This is a genomic window from Paraburkholderia sp. J67, assembly GCF_905220265.1.
GTDB lineage: Bacteria > Pseudomonadota > Gammaproteobacteria > Burkholderiales > Burkholderiaceae > Paraburkholderia.
On record NZ_CAJMZK010000036.1, the window covers coordinates 16,161 to 34,547 of the forward strand.

16 protein-coding genes and 1 pseudogene are annotated in these 18,387 nt (G+C 65.2%); 7 read left to right on the forward strand and 10 right to left on the reverse strand.

Annotated elements, in window-relative coordinates; genetic code table 11:
- Positions 1–81 precede the first annotated feature (81 nt).
- From U5782_RS36950 to U5782_RS36965, 4 genes are all read right to left on the reverse strand, one after another.
- Positions 82–1,170: a cyclopropane-fatty-acyl-phospholipid synthase family protein gene (locus U5782_RS36950; protein WP_322048804.1), complete on the reverse strand. Its 1,089-nt coding sequence runs from the start codon at positions 1,168–1,170 to the stop codon at positions 82–84.
- Complete coding sequence (locus U5782_RS36955; RefSeq protein ID WP_322048805.1) at positions 1,167–2,015, reverse strand: DUF1295 domain-containing protein; 849 nt, start codon at positions 2,013–2,015, stop codon at positions 1,167–1,169. The genes U5782_RS36950 and U5782_RS36955 overlap by 4 nt, the downstream gene beginning before the upstream one ends.
- 140 nt (positions 2,016–2,155) lie before the next feature.
- A complete protein-coding gene (locus U5782_RS36960) occupies positions 2,156–2,899 on the reverse strand; it encodes an anti-sigma factor domain-containing protein (RefSeq protein WP_322048806.1) in 744 nt (247 codons plus the stop codon).
- Entirely contained in the window at positions 2,896–3,501 is a 606-nt protein-coding gene (locus U5782_RS36965) for a sigma-70 family RNA polymerase sigma factor (RefSeq protein WP_322048857.1), read from the reverse strand. Before U5782_RS36965 ends, U5782_RS36960 begins: the two co-directional genes overlap by 4 nt.
- Before the next feature lie 425 nt (positions 3,502–3,926).
- On the opposite strand from U5782_RS36965, the gene U5782_RS36970 reads away from it, so the two are divergent.
- From U5782_RS36970 to U5782_RS36980, 3 genes are all read left to right on the forward strand, one after another.
- Positions 3,927–4,313: a DUF4148 domain-containing protein gene (locus U5782_RS36970; RefSeq protein WP_322048807.1), complete on the forward strand. Its 387-nt coding sequence runs from the start codon at positions 3,927–3,929 to the stop codon at positions 4,311–4,313.
- Between the two features lie 145 nt (positions 4,314–4,458).
- A complete protein-coding gene (locus U5782_RS36975; protein WP_415914479.1) occupies positions 4,459–5,208 on the forward strand; it encodes an alpha/beta fold hydrolase in 750 nt (249 codons plus the stop codon).
- Positions 5,209–5,366: 158 nt separating this feature from the next.
- Entirely contained in the window at positions 5,367–5,696 is a 330-nt protein-coding gene (locus U5782_RS36980; RefSeq protein ID WP_322048809.1) for a hypothetical protein, read from the forward strand.
- A gap of 118 nt (positions 5,697–5,814) precedes the next feature.
- Here the strand turns inward: U5782_RS36980 and U5782_RS36985 are convergent, their stop codons facing one another.
- Complete coding sequence (locus tag U5782_RS36985) at positions 5,815–6,531, reverse strand: YceH family protein (RefSeq protein ID WP_322048810.1); 717 nt, start codon at positions 6,529–6,531, stop codon at positions 5,815–5,817.
- Positions 6,532–6,814: 283 nt separating this feature from the next.
- On the opposite strand from U5782_RS36985, the gene U5782_RS36990 reads away from it, so the two are divergent.
- A complete protein-coding gene (locus U5782_RS36990; protein ID WP_322048811.1) occupies positions 6,815–7,042 on the forward strand; it encodes a hypothetical protein in 228 nt (75 codons plus the stop codon).
- A 98-nt stretch (positions 7,043–7,140) separates the two neighbouring features.
- On the opposite strand, the gene U5782_RS36995 is transcribed toward U5782_RS36990, so the two are convergent.
- Together U5782_RS36995 and U5782_RS37000 are read right to left on the reverse strand one after the other, a co-directional pair.
- Positions 7,141–7,953 carry a DUF2182 domain-containing protein gene (locus U5782_RS36995; RefSeq protein WP_322048812.1) on the reverse strand — a complete coding sequence of 271 codons (813 nt, stop codon included), beginning with the start codon at positions 7,951–7,953 and terminating at the stop codon, positions 7,141–7,143.
- 8 nt (positions 7,954–7,961) lie between these two features.
- The gene (locus tag U5782_RS37000; protein ID WP_322048813.1) at positions 7,962–8,735 is read right to left on the reverse strand and encodes a DUF899 domain-containing protein; all 774 of its coding nucleotides are present in this window, start codon (positions 8,733–8,735) and stop codon (positions 7,962–7,964) included.
- 136 nt (positions 8,736–8,871) lie between these two features.
- On the opposite strand from U5782_RS37000, the gene U5782_RS37005 reads away from it, so the two are divergent.
- From U5782_RS37005 to U5782_RS37015, 3 genes are all read left to right on the forward strand, one after another.
- The gene (locus U5782_RS37005) at positions 8,872–10,140 is read left to right on the forward strand and encodes a helix-turn-helix domain-containing protein (RefSeq protein WP_322048814.1); all 1,269 of its coding nucleotides are present in this window, start codon (positions 8,872–8,874) and stop codon (positions 10,138–10,140) included.
- 22 nt (positions 10,141–10,162) lie between these two features.
- Entirely contained in the window at positions 10,163–10,825 is a 663-nt protein-coding gene (locus U5782_RS37010) for a DUF6923 family protein (RefSeq protein WP_322048815.1), read from the forward strand.
- Between the two features lie 95 nt (positions 10,826–10,920).
- Complete coding sequence (locus U5782_RS37015) at positions 10,921–11,367, forward strand: GNAT family N-acetyltransferase (RefSeq protein ID WP_322048816.1); 447 nt, start codon at positions 10,921–10,923, stop codon at positions 11,365–11,367.
- A gap of 128 nt (positions 11,368–11,495) precedes the next feature.
- On the opposite strand, the gene U5782_RS37020 is transcribed toward U5782_RS37015, so the two are convergent.
- The 3 genes and pseudogenes from U5782_RS37020 to tssI all read right to left on the reverse strand — a co-directional run.
- Positions 11,496–12,059 (reverse strand): Imm57 family immunity protein, encoded by a 564-nt coding sequence (locus U5782_RS37020; RefSeq protein ID WP_322048817.1) that lies wholly within the window; start codon positions 12,057–12,059, stop codon positions 11,496–11,498.
- The gene (locus U5782_RS41725) at positions 12,056–12,802 is read right to left on the reverse strand and encodes an RHS repeat domain-containing protein (protein WP_415914480.1); all 747 of its coding nucleotides are present in this window, start codon (positions 12,800–12,802) and stop codon (positions 12,056–12,058) included. The genes U5782_RS37020 and U5782_RS41725 overlap by 4 nt, the downstream gene beginning before the upstream one ends.
- A gap of 2,607 nt (positions 12,803–15,409) precedes the next feature.
- Positions 15,410–17,896 (reverse strand): annotated as a pseudogene (gene tssI, locus U5782_RS41730) (type VI secretion system tip protein TssI/VgrG); the annotation flags it as partial.
- Between the last annotated feature and the right edge of the window lie 491 nt (positions 17,897–18,387).

The window sequence follows — 18,387 nt, forward strand, 5'->3', positions numbered from 1 at the left end:
GACCACGTGTTAGCGATGCGTTCCCGATGCAGACGCGCGTTGCACACATATACGTCGTGTGCGCTCAAGCGGATGCACGCATCACACGCGCCTGCGCATCAGCACGTGCGCAACGCCCCATTCCTGGCCGCGCGCATAACCGAACAACTCGGCCACCGCCATGTAGAACATGCGCCAGCGCTGCAACGCCACGCGGGGATCGCCGCTTGCCGCGAAGAGCGGCAGGACCGTCTCGCGCGCCTCGTCGAGCGCCGCGAGCCACTGGTTCGCGGTGCGCGCGTAGTGGCGGCCGTCGAGCCACCATTGCCGCGTCACGCACAGATCGTCCTGGAAGCGCAGCAGCAGGTCTGCCGATGGCATCGTGCCGCCGGTGAAGAAGTGACGCGTCATCCAGTCGCCGCCGTCGCGCGAGACGAACGCGTAGGCCAGCAGCCGGTGCGCGAAGTGATGCACGAACACCTGGCCGTCGTCGGCGAGCCAGCGGGCGATCTTCGCGAGCAGCAGGCCGTAGTGCTTCATGTGCTCGAACATTTCTATCGAGACGACGCGGTCGAAGGGCGGCGTGCCAACGGGGAATTCGAAGCTCGCGACATCGCCGGTGACGATGCGCAGATTGGACAGGCCGCGTTCGGCGGCGCGCTGCTCGATGAAAGCGCGCTGACCATGCGAGTTCGAGAGGCCGACGATCCGCGCGCGCGGGAAGCGCTGTGCGAGCCACAGCGCGAGCGCGCCCCAGCCGCAACCGAGGTCGAGGATGCGCTGGCCGTCGTCGAGACCGGCGCGCTGTGCGTAGAGCGCGAGCATGGCGTCCTGCGCTTGGGCCAGCGTTTCGTCGCCGCGCGGATAGTAGCCGCATGAGTACTTCAACTGCGGACCCAGATGCGCCGAGAAGAACGCGGCGCTCACTTCGTAGTGCTGCGCATTGGCGGCTTGCGTTTCCACGGCGATTGCGCTGGCCCGTAAGGCCGCGACGAGCGCCTCGAAAGCCTCGGCGCGGCGCTCGCCATCGTTCGCGTGCTCGTCGGCGAGGCGCTGGCGGATCAGCGTGCGCATGCCCGCGCGGATCAGCCTGTCGGGCAGCCAGCCGCGCTCGCAGCAGCGGATCGGCCAGCTTTCTTCGTAGGGCGCGGCGAGCGCGCCGGGTTCGGGCCGGGTCGCGGTGACGGTCATGGTTGAGGTCTCCTCGCGGGGTTGTCGCGATGTTTGTTGGGGTGATCGGCTGGGTGCGCGTTCTGCGGTGCCTTGCGCGGCGGCCACGGGACAAACGCGCTGGTCGTACGCATGTACTCGCGGTAGCCCGCGCGGCTTTGCATGAGGCGCGCTTCCAGGATGGGCACGCCCGAGACCTTGAGCAGCAGCCAGGCCATTGCGCAGGGCGGCGCGAGCGTGAGCCAGCCCCACGGCAGGCCGATCGACCAGAGCGTGTAAGCGCACCAGTGCAGCGATTCGAAGAAGTAGTTCGGGTGACGCGAGTAGCGCCACCAGCCGCTCGTGCAGACCTGGCCTCGGTTCGCGGGATCGGCGAGGTGGCGGCGCAACTGCCGGTCGGCGGCGGACTCGCCCAGCACGGCGGCGAAGCCAGTGGTCAGCGCGGCGACCACCAGGGGGATCGCGGGCGTCACTGTGCTCCAGGCGGGCACGAAGAAGGCGATCGAGAGAATCATGGAGGCGAGCGCCTGGACAAGGTAGAAGCCGAGCATGCGCGGCGCGGCTGAGGCGCCCCAGGCGGCGCGCAGGGCGGCGTAGCGCGGATCTTCGGGCTGGCCGTGGTTGCGCTTCCAGAGATGCCGCGCGAGCCGCGCGCCCCAGGCGCCGCCGCCGAACGCCACCGCTACCCGGTTGATGCCCGCGCCGGGACCGGCGATTGCCGCGAATAGGGCGACCAGACCGAGCGTCGCCGCCCAGAGCGGGTCGATCATCCCCGCGTTGCGCGTGCGTAGTTGCACGAGCCAGGTGACGCAGAACGCGAGCACGAGCGCGGCAAAGGCAAGGGCGAACGCGGCGGCGAAGGGCATGCGGACTCCGTGGGGCGGGTCGATGTCGGAGATACGCGCGGGGGGCGCGAACGGATGCAGGTGGGGTGAAGAGGTGGGCGCAAAACGCGTTGCGCGAGTCGAATGATTCGCGCGAAGTGGGTACTAACTTAAACAGGCGATCAGGTCGCGCCCCGCATCGGCCCCGTGGCGACAACCGGGCCGGTCGGCTGCCCGGTAGGCGAACCGCCCGGCGGCTCGATCGACACGGCCAGCACGGCGCGCGCGCTCACGCGCGCGGCGACATCGGCCGATAGCGCCAGCGTCGCAGGCGCATCGGCGGGGAAGACGCCCAGCGAGACCGGCTTCTCGCCCGGCGGGATCAGCCAGAGCTCGGTCGCGCGGTTTGCCGCGATCGTCGGCTTCACGGCGGGTACGACGACGATGTCGCGGCGGCGCAGGTCGACGGTCGCCGTCCAGTGCGCGACGCCGTCGGGGCGGGCGATCGTCGCGACCATGTAGGCGTTAGTGCTCACTTCGGTGGCGGGGCCGGGCGTGGCGCGCATCCACACGAGGTTGACGGCGACCAGCGCCAGCGCGGCCACGCTCGCGCCGATCCCGACGAACCGCCACAGCCGCAGATCGTTCCACCACCCTGCCGCCGCGCCTGCCCGCGCCCCAGCCTGGCGCGCGGGCAGGAAGCCCAGATCGCGCTCGATGCGGGTCCATACCCGCGCCGGCGCGGCGATGGGCGCCAGATCCTCGGCCAGCGGCGCGAAACGCCGCTCCCAGCGCGCCAGGGTGGCGGCGAGATCCGCATCGGTGCGCGCGGACTGCTCGAGTGCGCGTCGCTCGGCGGCGTCGAGCACGCCGAGCGCGTATTCCGCGCAGCGCAGTTCGGGGTCGTGGTCGGCGGGCGTGTTCATCGCTCGAGGCAGGTCTTGAGTTGCATCAGGCTGCGGCGGATCCAGCTTTTCAGCGTCCCGAGCGGCACGCTCAACTGGGCGGCGAGTTCGCTGTAGGTCGCCCCGCTGAAGAACGCTTCGCGCACCGCGCGATGCTGCTGCGGGGCGAGCTGTTCGAGGCAGTGTTCGAGGCGGCGGCGCTCCTCGCTCGCCTCGGCAAGTGCCGCGGGCGTGGGGCCGTCGTCGGGGAGATCGAGCGTGGCGTCGTCGTCGAGCGGCGTCTCGCGGTGCTGGCGCATGCGGTCGATGGTGCGGTTGCGCGCCAGTGTGACGAGCCAGGTCATCGCGCCGCCGCGCGCCGGGTCGAACAGGTCGGCGCGCCGCCAGGCGGTGGTGAAGACGTCCTGAAGCAGGTCCTCTGCCTCGGCGCGGTCGTGGACCATGCGCACGATCGAGGCGAACACCCGCGCCGAAGCGAGCCGGTAAAGCTCGGCGAATGCCGCCTGATCGCCTTGGCCCACGCGTGAGAGCAACTGGTTCAGGTGGGCGCGCCGTGCGGCCTCCTGTGCCGGATCGGGCGAGGTCGGGTCGATGTTCTGAGCGTTGCCAGACGTATCGGTCATGCGCATGAGGGGGCGTGCGGCGCCCGCGCGGAAGGGTCCGACGAAATATAGCATCGCCGGCGCGGTGAGACGCGGCGGCTGGCGCAGGGCGGGCGGGGGAAGTGACATGAGCGGTGGCGTCGCAGTGGCGGTTCACGCTTCGATATACGGCGCGCGACGGTGCCTGGACGCACAACGAACGGTCGGTTCTGGCGGGTCCCGCTCTCAAAGCCGGCGAGTTTTGTACCGCAATGTATCTGCGGGCCTGCCTGAAAAACTGGCTTGCAATAAGCCGGATTGCGGAAACAAGCGAGATACGTGCGGGGCGTCAAATACGTTCAACGCAAGGTTGCAGCTAAACGAAACAGCGCAACGGAGCGTGGAGAAGCCGCAGGACCCCAAAGCCACATTCACTCGCTTTTAATTGTCACTGACCGGAGAAAATCATGAGCCTCGTTCGTTCCCTCCTCGCCGCCGCTGTCGTCGTTGCCGCTGCCGTGCCGGCCGTGTCGTTCGCCCAGGATCACACGATCACCCGCGCCGAAGTCCGTGCGGAACTCGTCCAGCTTCAGCAGGCCGGCTACAACGCCGCGAGCGACAACAACCAGTACCCCGTGAACCTGCAAGCCGCGCTCTCGCGCATCGCTGCGAGCCAGCAGAACGTGAACGCCGCCTACGGCGGCATGGTGAGCGGTAGCGCGCAATCGGGCGCAGCGGCATCCGTATCGTCGGTCTCGCACGCTTCGCATGTTTCGCACGTCGGCCGTGTCTCGCACGATGGCAGCGATCCGCAGGACGTCGTCGGCCTCGAACCCATCTACGCCCACTCGTAATGCAGCGCCCCTGCCGCCGCGAGACGCGCCCTTGTGCGCAGGTCTCGCGACGGCCATCTCCACCACAACCCAATAATCCAAACTACTTTCTGCCTGGAGCTTCACGATGATGCGCTTTCTTCGCCAGTCCTTCGCCGCTGCGCTGATGTTCGGTTCGATGTTCGCGCTACCCGCCGCGCACGCCGCGCAGACTGCGCCCGCCGCCGATCTGCAGGGCAAGAACGTCGTGCTCGTGCACGGCGCCTTCGCGGACGGCTCCAGCTGGGACAAGGTGATTGCGCTGCTGCAGGCGCGCGGCCTGCATGTAGTGGCGGTGCAGAACCCGCTCGATTCGCTCGCGGGCGACGTGGCCGCAACGAAGCGCGTGATCGACGCGCAACAGGGGCCCGTGGTGCTGGTGGGGCATTCGTGGGCTGGCGTGGTCGTGAGCGAGGCGGGCAACGACGACAAGGTCAAGGCGCTGGTCTATGTGGCCGCCTTCGCGCCCGACAATGGCCAGTCGATCAGCGATATCACCAAGGGTCTGCCGCCGCCCGTATGGGCCGACCAGTTGCGCAAGGACTCGGCGGGCTATCTCACGCTCTCGACCCAGGGGGTGGTGGACGACTTCGCGCAGGATCTGCCGCTGGCGCAGCGCAAGCTGATCGCCGCGACTCAGGCGCCGTGGTTCGCGGGCTGTATCGACGAGAAGGTGAGTCAGGCGGCGTGGCACGACAAACCGTCGTACTTCGTGATTCCCTCGCACGACCGCATGATCGATCCGAAGCTTCAGGCGCAGATGGCCGAGCACATCGGCGCGCAGGTGACGCATGTGAACGGCAGCCACGTGGCGCTCGTGAGTCAGCCGCAGGCTGTGGCCGACGCGATCATCGACGCGGCGCGCAAGGCGCAATAACCGCGACAAGCGCAACAGGCAACGCAACGGGCAACGGTTTTGTATGCGGATACATCCGGTTGCAGAACTCACAATCCTGGGGTCAACAACGCCGTGAGCGGGCGCGTTGAACACGCAGACGGCATCGTGCCGTCACCATAGACCCCAGGGAGATCACCATGCGCCGCTTGCCCGTTTATTTCGCCGCCATCGCCACGCTCACGCTCGCATTCGCCGGCACCGCTTCCGCCAATACGCATTGGGATGCCACGCATCCGCGCCGCGCCGAAGTCAATCATCGTCTCGGCAATCAGGATCGGCGCATCCACCAGGAAGTGCGTGAAGGTGAGATGTCGCACGCTCAAGCGGCGCGCCTGCATCGCGACGACCGCCAGATTCGCGGCGAAGAACGCATGATGGCGAGCCAGAACAACGGCCATATCACGCGCGCCGAAGACCACGCGCTCAACCAGCAGGAGAACCACGTGAGCCGTCAGATCGGGCAGTGAGCGTGAGCTTGACGTAGTAGAAAGAGAAAGCGCTCGCGCGGATCGTATCCGCGCGAGCGCTTTTTGTCGTGGCGTTGCTGATCAGATCGAATTGATTAGCAACGCGAAGCGATGTGCGTCACGCCTCGCCTTCGAACTTCTCGATCGAGATGCCCAGTTCGCCCGCCATGCGCTCCACGATGGTTTGCAGGCGCGCGACTTCATCGGCGAGACGCTGCTGTTCGGCGCGCAGTGCCTCGTAGTCGGCCGACGAGACGCTTGCTGCACCGCCGCTCTCGGCTTCGCCGTCGTAGCTGGCCGCCGCCATGCTCACTTCGCCGCACAGCAGATGCATCCAGCGGCTTTCGCGCGCACCGGGCGCACGCGAGAGTTTCACCACGAGCGGCGGCTCGCGTTCGGCGAGTTCGGCGAGGAAGGCCTCGACCGACGAGACATCGGCGAAGCCATGCAGGCGCGCCGAATTCAGGCGCAGTTCGGCAGCGGTCTGCGCGCCGCGCAGCAACAGCACGGTGAGCAGCGCGACGGCCTGGCCCGGCACGCCGAGCACGCGATTGAGGTTGTGCTCGAAGCGCGGCACGCGGCTGCTGCTGCCTTCGAACACGAGGCTCAGATGCTTGAGGTCTTCGATCGTGCTCAGCACTTCGGCCTCGCTCACGTTCATCACGGGCGAACGCGCGGTCTTCTGATTGCAGCCCGAAGTGAGCGCGTTGAGCGAAAGCGGATAGGTGTCCGGGACGGTGTGCTGCTTTTCGATCAGCACGCCGACGATGCGCGCCTCCAGCGGCGTGAGCGCGCGTAGCGCGCGGGGCGTGGGAGCATCGGCAGGGGTATTCATATGCGGGTCAGGCGAAGTTTTTCACGGGATTCGATCATACCCGCTCGTCTGGCCGCTGCGCAGGGGGATGTGTTTTAGAGGTTTCTGTCCAATAGTCATCTGAAAGTAACGACGCTTTAAAGGAGCAGGACACTCGCTACCCATAAGCTGGGATTTTCATCCAGATGATGAGCTTTATAGAGATAAACGCTTATTGCACTGCAACAAAACACTGCCTACACTGCTCGATGCTGCCATCAGCATTTAAGGCTGCTTCGAATCGTTCCGAAAAGGAGGGCGTGTCGTGAGCGCATCCCAATCGCCAATATTGCATTCGTCCCTAAAGCTGCACGTCTTCGAGCAGGAAGGCGGCTGGCACTGGGGCATTACTGTTCCGAGAACCGCGGGTAGCGGTTTCAAGGTCGTCGCTTATAGCGATACGACATTTGTCGGCGAGACTGAAGCTCGTCGCGACGGCGATCGCGTGCTCGGCAGCATGCCGGCAAGCGCGGTGGCTGCGCTCGCCTTCTGAATGTCCTCACAAGGCGCGCGGTTTTTTAACCGCGCGGCCTTTGCATTGCGCTTTTCCCTCCACTTTTCCTTTATTGCCTGCCTTTAGCGCCGCTGATATCAAAGCGCATGCGCGATCAGCATGACGCCCGCGCCGATGCTCGCCATGCCGACGATGCGCACGAGCGGTCCACGCGAAGCCAGCCGTTCCACGGCGATGACCGCGCTGACGATGAGCGTCGCCTGGCGATCCATCACGCCAGTCGCGAGCAGTACGGCCATCCAGTTGCCGCAGCAGCAGAGGCAATGTAGGGCGAGACGCGTGCCTTCACGGAGTGCGACGCGTGCGCCCATTGGCGGAGCGCCCTTTGGCGGCGCGCCCATTGGCGGCGCGCCCATTGGCGACTTGTCATGACAACCACGCATCGAGTGGCAGGAAGCGAGGCGTTTCGCTTTCCACAGCGTGCATTGAATCAGACCGGCGAGCACCACGACGATACCCGCCGCGCCCGGCGCCAGACGCGCAAGCGACGGCTCACGCACGGCTAGCGAAGCCATCGCGGCGCCCAACGGAAAAACAACGACACCCGCAAACAGCCACACGGAAAAATAGCCGATCGCGCGCACGATCGTTAGCCATCCAGATTGAATCGTGAGTGTGCCGCGCTCACGCCAGAGCATCGGCGCGAGTGCGGGCAACATCATCGCGGGCATCATCGTCGACCACATCGCCACGAACGCAACGGCGGTTTGCAGCCACGTGCGCCCGCATAGCGGCAGCCAGGTCGCCGAGAGCGTCCAGCCGCCGGGCATGGGCGTGCCGCTCATCGTCGCCATCGACGTGTAGCGCAGTACGGTTGCCGTGGCGCTGGCCGCGAACAGCAGCAGGGCCGCCAGGCCGAAAAGCGCACGCGCTCTGACGACAGAGATCATGGCAGGCCTCAACGCGTGTGGGAGTCGCGGTATTCGTCGTGCCGTTTCCACCAGATACCCGTTTCGTTGCGCCCCCGGGGCGCGCGGTCGAGCCATTGATACATGCTCCAGATGGCGTCGAGACCGCGCGCGTAGGTCGAGTAGGTGTGATAGATCGCGCCGCCTTCGCGCACGAACGCGCTCATGCCGGGCCGGTCGCGCGCATACGTGGCGGCATCCGTGCCGCAACTCGCCGCGAATTCGGCCACGGGCGCGGGCGGCGGATCGGCGTCCATCGCATGCGCGCCGCGCGCGTAGTTGTATTCGACATTGCCCTCGCGCTGCTGCTCGGCCGTGAACGACACATTGAAGTCGAAGTTGAAATCGTTGTCGCGCGACGAGGCCCACGGAAAGCGCCAGCCCATGCGCTCGCGATAGGCCAGCAGCTTCGCGAGCGGCGCGCGCGAGACCGCCATCAGCGTGACGTCGTGGTGGGCGAGATGCGCGACGCTGCCAGCGAAGCCATCCGTCACGGCCGAGCACGACGGGCAACCCGCCGCGTAATCGGGGCCGAACATGAAGTGATAGACGAGCAGTTGCGAGCGCCCCGCGAAGAGATCGGCGAGCGAGGCTCGGCCGTGTTCGGTGTCGAACGCGTAGTCCTTGTCGACGCGCACCCACGGCAGCGCCTGGCGTTGCTGCGCCAGCGCATCGCTGCGCCGCGTGAGGTCTTTTTCGGCTTCGAGCAGATCGAGCCGGGCGGCGAGCCATTGCTCGCGGGTTCCAGTGGCATGCGTGGTCATGGTGTGCTCCTGAGGGCGTTGTCCGGGGCGCGACAAGAGGCGGCGCGGACGAGAGGTTGATCGCAGAGTGCCGTGTTAGATTAGGTCCGGACTTCGGAGCACGGGGAGTGACAAGTGTGTCGGGATTGGGCCACGCATGGACTCGCTGATTACCGCCGCGGCGCGCGCGCTGGCCGCCGGTGACGCGCTCGGCGCGCTGAACCGCGTCGCCTTGCGCGACGACGCGCCCGCACTGGCGCTGCGCGGCATCGCGATGGCCCAACTGGGCGACCTGGAGCGCGCGAAATCGCTGCTGCGCCGCGCCGCACGCGCATTCGGCACGCGCGAGGCCGTGGCCCGCGCGCGCTGCATCGTCGCCGAGGCTGAAATCGCGCTGGCCATGCGCGACCTCGGCTGGCCGGCACACGTGCTCGATGCAGCGCGGCAAACGCTCGACGCGCACGGCGATACGCTCAATGCCGCGCACGCGCGTCATCTGGCGATTCGGCGCTTACTGCTGATCGGGCGTCTCGACGAAGCGCAGCAACGACTCGCCGACATCGACCCCACGCCGCTGCCGCCCGCGCTCAGGGCGTCTCACGAATTGATCGCAGCGGGTATCGCGATGCGCAGCATCCGTCCGCAGGGGGCCCGCGCCGCGCTGGCCGAGGCCGCGCGTGCCGTGCGTCTTGCCGGCATCGCGCCGCTGGCGGCCGAAGTCGCGCGCGCGGCGCAACTGCTCGACGCGCCTGCCGCCCGGCTCATCGCGCGTGGCGAGGCGCGGCCTCTGCTACTCGGCGACGTAGAGGCGCTGCTGGCTTCGGACGCGCTCGTGATCGACGCCTGCCGCTATGCCGTGCGTGAAGTTGCTACGGTCGTGCCGCTCGCTCGCCGGCCCGTGCTGTTCGTGCTGGCCCGCGCGCTGGCCGAAGCGTGGCCCGCCGACGTGTCGCGCGACGTGCTGATCGAGCGAGCCTTTCGCATGAAGCATGCGGACGAAACGCATCGGGTGCGCCTGCGAGTCGAGATCGGACGCTTGCGTGCGCTGCTCGACGGCATCGCCGCCATTCGCGCGACGCCGCAAGGATTCACGCTCGTCCCGCGCGCAGCGACTGAGGTGGTCGTGCTGGCGCGGCCGGTCGAAGAGCCGTACGCCGCTGTGCTGGCCCTCCTTGCCGATGGCGAGGCGTGGTCGAGTTCCGCGCTCGCGCTCGCACTGGGCGCGAGTCAGCGCACCGTGCAGCGTGCGCTCGACGTGCTGGCGGCGGCCTGCAAGGTGCAGCCGGTGGGCGTGGGGCGCGCGCGGCGCTGGACCATGCCGCCGCTGCCCGGATTCGCGACGGCCTTGTTACTCCCTGCGCCGCTGCCAGGCGAGCAGGATGAGCGTATGAACCAGCGCTTGAACCACATCAGAACCAGCGTCTGAACCGACCGGCAAGGAGCCCACGATGAAGCATTCCACGGCCACGATCCTGCGCGAATACGGCCCTTTCGAAGGCGTCGAACAGGTGGGCGGCGTCACCTGGGACGGTAGCCGCGTGTGGTTCGCGGCCGGTAACAAGCTCGCCTCGCTCGACCCGCAAAGCGGCGAGACGCAACGCGCGATCGACGTCCCCGCGCATGCCGGCACCGCCTTCGACGGCCAGCACCTGTTCCAGATTGCCGAGGCGCAGATCCAGAAAATCGACCCGCAGACAGGCCGCGTGATCGCCACGATTCCCGCACCAGGCAACGGCGGCGATTCGGGCCTCGCGTGGGCCGAAGGCACGCTCTGGGTGGGCGAGTACCGCGCGCGCAAGATTCATCAGATCGACCCGCAGACGGGCGCGATCCTGCGCACGATCGAATCGAGCCGCTTTGTGACGGGCGTGACCTGGGTGGACGGCGAGTTGTGGCACGGCACCTGGGAGGGCGACGAGAGCGACCTGCGCCGCATCGACCCTCAAACGGGCACCGTGCTGGAGCGTCTGGAGATGCCGCCGGGCACGGCCGTTTCGGGGCTCGAATCGGATGGCGGCGGGCGCTTTTTCTGTGGCGGCGGCAATAGCGGCAAGATTCGCGCGGTGCGCCGCCCGAAGCATGACGCGGCCCACGACGGCGAGTCGGCCTGAACAGCGGGGCAAGGAGGGCCGCGGCGCGTCATGCTTGCCTCGCGCGAACCCAGGCCGATAGAGTGGGGCGTTGCCGAACCAGAACGGAGCCCGCCTTGCATCCTGTCATTGTCATGCCCGAAACGCCCGGCCTTCAGATGCGCAAAGCCATCAGCCAGCCGCTGACGACTTTCAATGCGCGTGCGGCGGAGCAGCCTGTCGATTACCGCCCGCTTGCGCTGCTGCTGAAAGACCCTGAATCAAGCGAGATCGTTGGCGGCTTGTGGGCCGATACGGCTTTTACGCAACTCCATATCGATCTGCTTTTCGTGCCCGAAACCTTACGCGGGAGTGGGCTGGGCGCGCGGTTCGTGACCCTGGCCGAAGAGGAAGCGCGCCGACGCGGATGTATGGCCGCGTGGCTCGATACGTTCAGTTTTCAAGCGCGCGGCTTTTATGAAAAGCTCGGCTACGAGGCGTTCGGAATAATCGAGGCTTATCCGCCTGGTCATAGCCGGATCTTTATGAAGAAGCGGTTCGATGGGCTGCCGAAAAGCCGATGACGGGCGTTTTCCAGACCGCGGGCAGTATGCGTGGCGCACGTCACCTATCGTCCATGCGATCGGCAGGTATACCGCCAATCGTGACGCAGGCGGCGGGAGTTGGCATCGTAGCGTACCAGGCGTTAGGGTTAGAAGTCACCGTCATTGCATCTCTCACCGGACTCTAGTCCCTGAATCAATGCAGTCCTCAATTCTGAAATTTCCTTTGACGAGCTACAAATTTGATTCGACGGGACACCATCAAAGAGACGTTGATTGCTTTTCTTTCTTGCATCAAATTCACTGAGACATTTTTTTTCCAAATTCGTCGTATTCATGAATTTTAATTCGGAGTAAATTATTCTGCCTTTTGAGAGAATGTAGCAGACGTAATTTTCTGATAGTGCGCCATCCATGCGATATCGCGATGCAAATACCAACGCGTGAATGGATGCAATGGATTTTTTTCCACCAATAAGCGCCAACCCCAACTCAGCCCGATCATCGCTGCACGCAAGTTCGTTTGTTTCGCAAGCTCGTCTTCCATATTCACTAACGGTAGCAACCCTAGACCAAAATAGTGCACTCTCTGCCATTGCTATTTCCCGTTCATCTCGATTTGGCTCGCGCACTACCTTCGCGCTAGAAATAAAGGAGATTGAGCCGAGAATTATGTAAACTATGACTCGAATTGGAATATTCACGTAATTCACGGTGTAACCTCCAGCGTGCTATCCGGTTCGGCGTCAAGAAGAGAGTTGAGTGTTTGCATATTTGAAGATGATCCGGTGACGCAACCCTCCGAACAGAACTGCGGCCCGAGAGACGGCCCAAAAGCATTAAGGCAACTATGGGTCAAGAATCCACCTCGACCATAGGTTGTCGTTCCGGGCTGCGGCACAAGCCTCCGGCCGTTCGGCTTACTGTTCGACGCTCCAGGTCCATTGATATTCCACCTCCAGTGTCCTGTCGGGATCGGTCCGCGATTGGCGTTACTAATACATTGTGGATTATTTTTGCACTGCATCCCAGCGCCGTTGTTTCCGGAGGCAACGGGAATATCCACTGGCGCATGCTGTGGATCACTTGGGGTGCAGCGCAGTCGGCCCCCCGCGATGCTATATGAGCATGAAGCCAGACCTTGCGAATCAACGTAGTGCGTAGGTGCGGATTCGGCATACTGATAGAAATTCACTCCACCTTTCAGCCCAATCGGATCCTGATTGACATACCGCCCCGATTGCGGATCGTAGTACCGGAAGCGGTTGTAGTGCAGCCCGCTTTCCGTATCAAAGTATTGACCCGGTAAGCGGATCGGATTGTCGATCTCGTGTTTCAGGTAGCCGCGTGTCTTGCCATAGGCGCTCAGATCGGCGGCCCAAACGATCTGTCGCTTCTCGTCGTAGACCTCCTGCGGCGTGCCCAGGTGGTCGGTGGCGTAGTGGTACGCCTTCACGCCGGCGAGCTTCGCGAGTGGCCCGGCGTGATCCGGGTGGGAAACGTACGTAATCGGATTCGCGTTGCCCGTGCGAATCTCCTGAGCCATCCAGTCGCCGTCCCACACGAATAGCGTCGTTGCGGTCCGCCCATTCGCATCCGTATGGTGTTTCGCTGTGCGCCGTCCTAGCGCGTCGTATTCGTAGCGACTGGTGCCGCCGTTCGCGTGCTCGATGCCCCGGAGCTGGTGCGCGCCGTCGTAGCGGTAGCGTGAAGTCGAAGCCTGCGGCGCGGCGGGCTGCACGGCCTCAGGAATCGTCACGGCAATCCGGTTGCCGTGACCGTCGTAGGCGTACTGCGGTGTTTGTTCGACGGCGTATTCCGGCGTGACGAGCGCCAGCAGCCGGTCGCCGCGCGCGATGCCGTAATGCGTCAACTTGCGTTGCCCCACCGCCAGCAGGTTGCCTGCCGGGTCATAAGCAAAGGTTTCACTCGCACGCCCCGCATTCACCGCGCTCAGACGCGACGCCGGATCGTACTGGTAGCTACGGCTGTCGCGCATCGCATCGTGCAGCGCCGTGATCTGCCCCGCGCAGTCATGCTCCCAGCTTCGCCAGACCTTTGCCGCTTCAGCAGCATGGCCGCGGTTGTCCAGTCCCTGCCATTGATGCGTCGCCAGCAGTCCCGCCGCGCTGTAGCTGAAGGCGTGGGCCACCGGCCCCTGCATGCGCAACGTTTCGCGGTGAAGCGCATCGCGCTCGAATGCCGCCAGCACTTCGCCGTTGAACAGCACCCCGTGGATGTGCCCCGCCCCGTAGCGCTGCCAGGTGAGTGTCCCGGCATCGGGCAGGTGCGTGCTGCTGCGATGGCCCAACGCGTCCAGCTCGTGCGTCAGTCGCCAGACCTTGCCGTGATGCGCCTGCGTTTCGCTTGTGCGTCGTCCCGCCGCGTCGTATTCGAACGTGATCTGGCTGGGCGTTTCGCCGCGCCCGCCCGCCTGCGCCTGCGTGAGCAGCCCGCGCGCATCGTAGCGGTAGCTCGCGTGGCTGCCGTCGCTCGAACGCCGTTCGATGGGGCGGCTGAGCGCGTCATAGGCGATATCGGTCGTGATCTGGCCGTCCGTGCCGTGGTCCGTGCGCGCAATCACTTCGCCCGCCGCGCTGTAGCGGTACGTCTGCCGCCGCCCGTCGAAGCCTGTCTGGGCAATCAGGCGGTCCCGGCTGTCGTACTCGAAGGTGGTCTGTTCTCCGTTGGCATTGGTCAGCACCGTCAGGCGGCCAAGCGCATCGTAGCCGTAGCCGTTCGTGCCACCCGCCGGATCCGTTACGCCCAGGCGCTGGTCATACGCGTCCCACTGCGTACGCGTGACGCGCTGGAGCGGGTCCGTATGGGTCACGACACGGCCCGCCTCGTCATAGCCTACGCTCCATGCCCCCAGGCCGGCCGGCGTCACGCTGTCGAGCCGGTCGCGCGCCATGTCCCAGCTCTGCCAGCTTTCATTGCCCAGCGGGTCGGTGGTCGTAATAAGGCGGCCCTCTGCGTCGTAGGCGAACTGTGTTGTGTGGCCCGAGCAGTCGGTGCGCGCCACGAACTGCCCGGCGTCGTTCCACTGCATCGACGTGACATTACCCAGCGCATCCGTGCGCGTAACCGGCAGCGCCTTGTCGTAGGTGTAGGTGGTCGTGTTGCCGAGCGGATCGGTTTCGGTCGTGAGGTGCCCCGCTTCGTCATAGGCGCGCTGCCAGACCTGGCCCGCCGGGTCGGTGATCTGCACCGGCAGGTTCAGGTCGTTGTAGCTCAGGCGCGTGACGTTGCCCGCCGCATCAATGACGGCCACCGGATTGCCGCGTGCGTCGTTGACCCGCTGCGTGACGCGGCCCAGCTCGTCGGTGGTGCCGCTCACGCTGCCGGTTTGATCGAAGTGCGTCAGGCGCGTGCTGCCGTCCGGATACAAAATGCGGTCCACGGCCCACAGGCCGTTGTAGTGGTATTCGATGGTGCGCCCCAGGCCGTCCGTGACCCGCGTCGTTTGGCTGGCGCTCTGGTACGCGAAACGCGTCTCGCGCGTGATGGTGCGCTGGCCCTGTTTCGCGGCCGCGTCGTCCACATACGCGAACGTGCGTGTCACGCGCGCCTGCGGCGTGTCGCCGTCCCACTCCGACATATGGACCGCGCCCGAGGGTGTCACATAGCCCGTGAGCAGGTGCTGGCGGTACTGGTAACGCCAGGTGTGCCCCGCGCGGTCGGTGGCCTCAACCAGATCGCCGTTCCCGTCGTAGGCGTACTGAGCGAGCAGTGGGTGACCATGGGCGTCGAGCCTTACGGCAGTAATGCGCCCCACGCCGTCCAGCTCGCAGCGCACCGTGTGGACGTTATTGCGCACCGCGTTGAGCCAGCCCTGGGGCGTATAGCCCAGGTACAGCACGTTGCCGTCTCGGTCGCTCACGCGCTGGAGCTGCCAGCGCGCATCGTCAGTCGGGTGGATCGCGTAGTGCTCCTGCATGCCATTGCCAAACTGCACGGCATACGTGGCCCACGAACCCATGTCCTGCCCGCGCACGAGCGTGTATTTCTCGATGGGGTGGAAGTGTTGCTGGCCAGATTCAAGTAGCGGGAAGTTCAGGCGTCTCCCGTCTGCATCGTAGTAGGTCAGTTGCGCTTCATCACGGCGGAGTTCCGTCGAGTACGGCAGACGCCAGGCGACGCCCAGGGCACCCGCACGCTGGTCTTCGCTGCGGTAACTGCGGCTCCAGTGGATCGCCATGCGGCCAGGCAGGCGGAAGTCTTCATGGGCCAGCACCTTCTGGCCGGTCGCTACGTCCACCGGGTGCGGCGTCGTCTGGCGTTTCGCACATTCGGCGCAGGTCGCCTCCGTCACCGGCGCAAGCCCACCCGCACTCCCGCCGCTCATGCTGATGACCGGGGCTTTCAGGAAGATGGCTGTGGCATTGATCGTGACGCCTGCATCGTCGATGCTGACCCTGCCCCCGGGACCAATCAGTTCCACTAGCTTCGCGCCCGACAGGTGCGCCTCGCCCGTGTCCGCAATCCGGAGCTGGTTGTTCTCCGCGCTCGACACCGGCGCGGGCAGTTGCGGCACGAAGAACGGTGTCGCCTCGATGGGATTGTCGAGATCCTTCTGCACCGCGTCGCCCACCGCCTTTCCGCGCACGGTCAGCGTGTACGTGTGGCCCACGTCCGAGGACCAGTCCTGTGCCACGCGGTCATGGCGGTTCATGCCCACGGTGCTCGCCATCTGCAAGGCCACCTGGCGCGCGTACAGACCGCCCACGCTCACGACATGCGCCCCACCGATGTTGAGCATCTGGAACAGGCCCACGTTTTGCGCTGCTGCCAGCGCGACGTTCTCCCACTTCCAGCCGTCCGTGTTCAGCCGCCAGTTCCGCCAGATGTGGTCCGTCTCGTCGCGCCCGATGCTCTTGGTGCGGTCGTGGCCCACCGTGTGCGTCTCGTCGTACTCGATTACGCTATCCAGGTTGCGCTCCGCCTGGATCCAGACCTGTTCCTGGCCCGACTTGTCCTCGAAGCGGATCGCATTGGCATTGCCGTAGCCGCCGCCCATGGACGAACGCGTGAGGATGCCGCTCTGCGTCGCGTTGTCAGGCAGCGTCCACGGCGGCATGGTCGCGGCGTTATAGACGCGCCCGGTGACGATGGGTCGCGCCGGATCGCCGTTCTCGAAATCGACAATGACTTCCGAGCCGATGCGCGGAATGTGGATGCCGCCGTAGTTCGATCCCGCCCACGGATACGAGACGCGAATCCAGCACGAGGAATTCTGGTCCTTTGGACCGGCATGGTCCCAGTGGAAGGCCAGTTTCACGCGCGCGTACTGGTCGGTCCATAGTTCATGGCCCTCGGCGCCAGTCACCATCGCCGTCTGCGGACCGCTGATACGGGGTCTCGGCCACTGGTTACGGTCAGGGCGAAACTGGACCGTGGCGGGCTGGACCTCGAAGCTCACCTCGAAGCGGTACTGGGCATCTCCGCCGGTAGCCTCGGCGGTTTCCTCGAAGTCGATTTCCGTCCACAGCACCAGGTGTTCGCGGTTGGCCTCGGGCCTCGGGTGGTTCGCCAGCGTGAAGGTCGTACCGCACACCACGTTGCGCAGGTTGCCGTGGCCGATGGCGCGCTCGCCGGGCGCACGCAGCGCTTCCATGCGCAGGCGCGCAATGTCCTCGCCGTCGGTGAGCTCGGTGTAGTTGCCAGGCCACTCGCGCTTCACGAGGTCACTATGCGCCGTGTCCTGCTGCAAATCGTTGTGCGAAGCGAGATCGGCGCGCGGCTTCTTGAAGTGGTATTCGTCGGTGGTGTAGACGCCCGTTGTCAGGCGCTCGACCGGTTCAAACCGGTCGATGTATTCGCGGTCGATCTTCAGGTCGGGCTCGTGGTATTCGAGCGTGTGGTACGCCGTACTCGCGACCGGCCCGTAACCGCCCAGGTGGTCCACAAGGACGATGCGGTGAAAGGTGTCGCTGTGCTCGACATACCAGACAATGCCGTGCTCGGCCAGCATGCGCTGGATGAACGCGAGCGATGTCTCGTTGTACTGAACCACATAGTCGAGCAGTTCGTAAATGCCGTCGGTGCGGAATTCGTAGGAGTAGATCAGCCCATGGAGCACTTCCTGCACGATGTCGATGACGGTTTTGCCCTGGAAAATCCGGTAATCGGTCGTCTTCCCGAGCAGGGCAATCCACGGCTGGATGACCACCGCATACTGGTGCTGGCGGTTCAGGGGTCGCAGGTAGCGCGCCTCGGTCACGATGCCCGAGATCTCGCGCGTGCCCGCACCGATGTTCCTCGCGCCGATCAGGGTGCCCATGCCCTCCAGTTGAATCGTGACGGTCAGTTCCGTGCCAATGAGCGCCTTCATGTCGATGGCGGCTGCGTCCACGTCGTGCATGTCCAGGGCGGTGGTCAGCAGCAGGTCGTAATGGCAGACCGTCGAAAGCCGCTCCTCGCCCTTGATGGCGCTCAGCAGAAAAACCGGTTCGCCGTCCGCCTGTTCGAGCAGCGCGGGCCCGATCACGGTCATGGTGCGCTTCAGCGCGCTGGGCCACCATGCGCCGTAAATGTCCTCGTTCCTCATGCCGGGTGGCCTCCCGGCTGGCAGTCACACAGATGGACAACGAGGCGGATAACGCAAGACGGGCAATGCATGAAGCCAGCTCCTTTGTTTTGGTCGTTATTGCTGCGGAATGCCGTCGCGCGCGAGTGCGACGATGAGTCTGGGCACTGTGGCGAGATGCAGTGAGGCGATCAATAAGAGGAGTCTGAGGGTTGCCTCATTTTCTTGACCTCTGGCAAGTCTCATGACGAAAGACTGCAGACGCAACGCAGTCCACTTGATTGGCGGCGATCTACAAATGTCCTCGGCTTGAGCAGCCTTGCAATTGCGTCTCGCGTTCCGATCCCATCCGCATACGCCCGTTCTCTGCCTCGGTGATATGCTCGAAGTCAAAGATCAGGCTGCTATGTGTGCGTCGTCCGCTGCCATATTGACCTATACGACGCTGCGTACGTTGCGTTGACCGCGCTAAGTAACGTCTACGTGTGTTTCAGAACTTTGATACCCTCACG

What these genes read in the sequence shown, in the direction of transcription:
- U5782_RS36950 (WP_322048804.1), bottom strand. Translation starts at nt 1,170, where the DNA reads ATGACCGTCACCGCGACCCGGCCCGAACCCGGCGCGCTCGCCGCGCCC.
- U5782_RS36955 (WP_322048805.1), bottom strand. Translation starts at nt 2,015, where the DNA reads ATGCCCTTCGCCGCCGCGTTCGCCCTTGCCTTTGCCGCGCTCGTGCTC.
- U5782_RS36960 (WP_322048806.1), bottom strand. Translation starts at nt 2,899, where the DNA reads ATGAACACGCCCGCCGACCACGACCCCGAACTGCGCTGCGCGGAATAC.
- U5782_RS36965 (WP_322048857.1), bottom strand. Translation starts at nt 3,501, where the DNA reads ATGACCGATACGTCTGGCAACGCTCAGAACATCGACCCGACCTCGCCC.
- U5782_RS36970 (WP_322048807.1), top strand. Translation starts at nt 3,927, where the DNA reads ATGAGCCTCGTTCGTTCCCTCCTCGCCGCCGCTGTCGTCGTTGCCGCT.
- U5782_RS36975 (WP_415914479.1), top strand. Translation starts at nt 4,459, where the DNA reads ATGTTCGGTTCGATGTTCGCGCTACCCGCCGCGCACGCCGCGCAGACT.
- U5782_RS36980 (WP_322048809.1), top strand. Translation starts at nt 5,367, where the DNA reads ATGCGCCGCTTGCCCGTTTATTTCGCCGCCATCGCCACGCTCACGCTC.
- U5782_RS36985 (WP_322048810.1), bottom strand. Translation starts at nt 6,531, where the DNA reads ATGAATACCCCTGCCGATGCTCCCACGCCCCGCGCGCTACGCGCGCTC.
- U5782_RS36995 (WP_322048812.1), bottom strand. Translation starts at nt 7,953, where the DNA reads ATGATCTCTGTCGTCAGAGCGCGTGCGCTTTTCGGCCTGGCGGCCCTG.
- U5782_RS37000 (WP_322048813.1), bottom strand. Translation starts at nt 8,735, where the DNA reads ATGACCACGCATGCCACTGGAACCCGCGAGCAATGGCTCGCCGCCCGG.
- U5782_RS37005 (WP_322048814.1), top strand. Translation starts at nt 8,872, where the DNA reads ATGGACTCGCTGATTACCGCCGCGGCGCGCGCGCTGGCCGCCGGTGAC.
- U5782_RS37010 (WP_322048815.1), top strand. Translation starts at nt 10,163, where the DNA reads ATGAAGCATTCCACGGCCACGATCCTGCGCGAATACGGCCCTTTCGAA.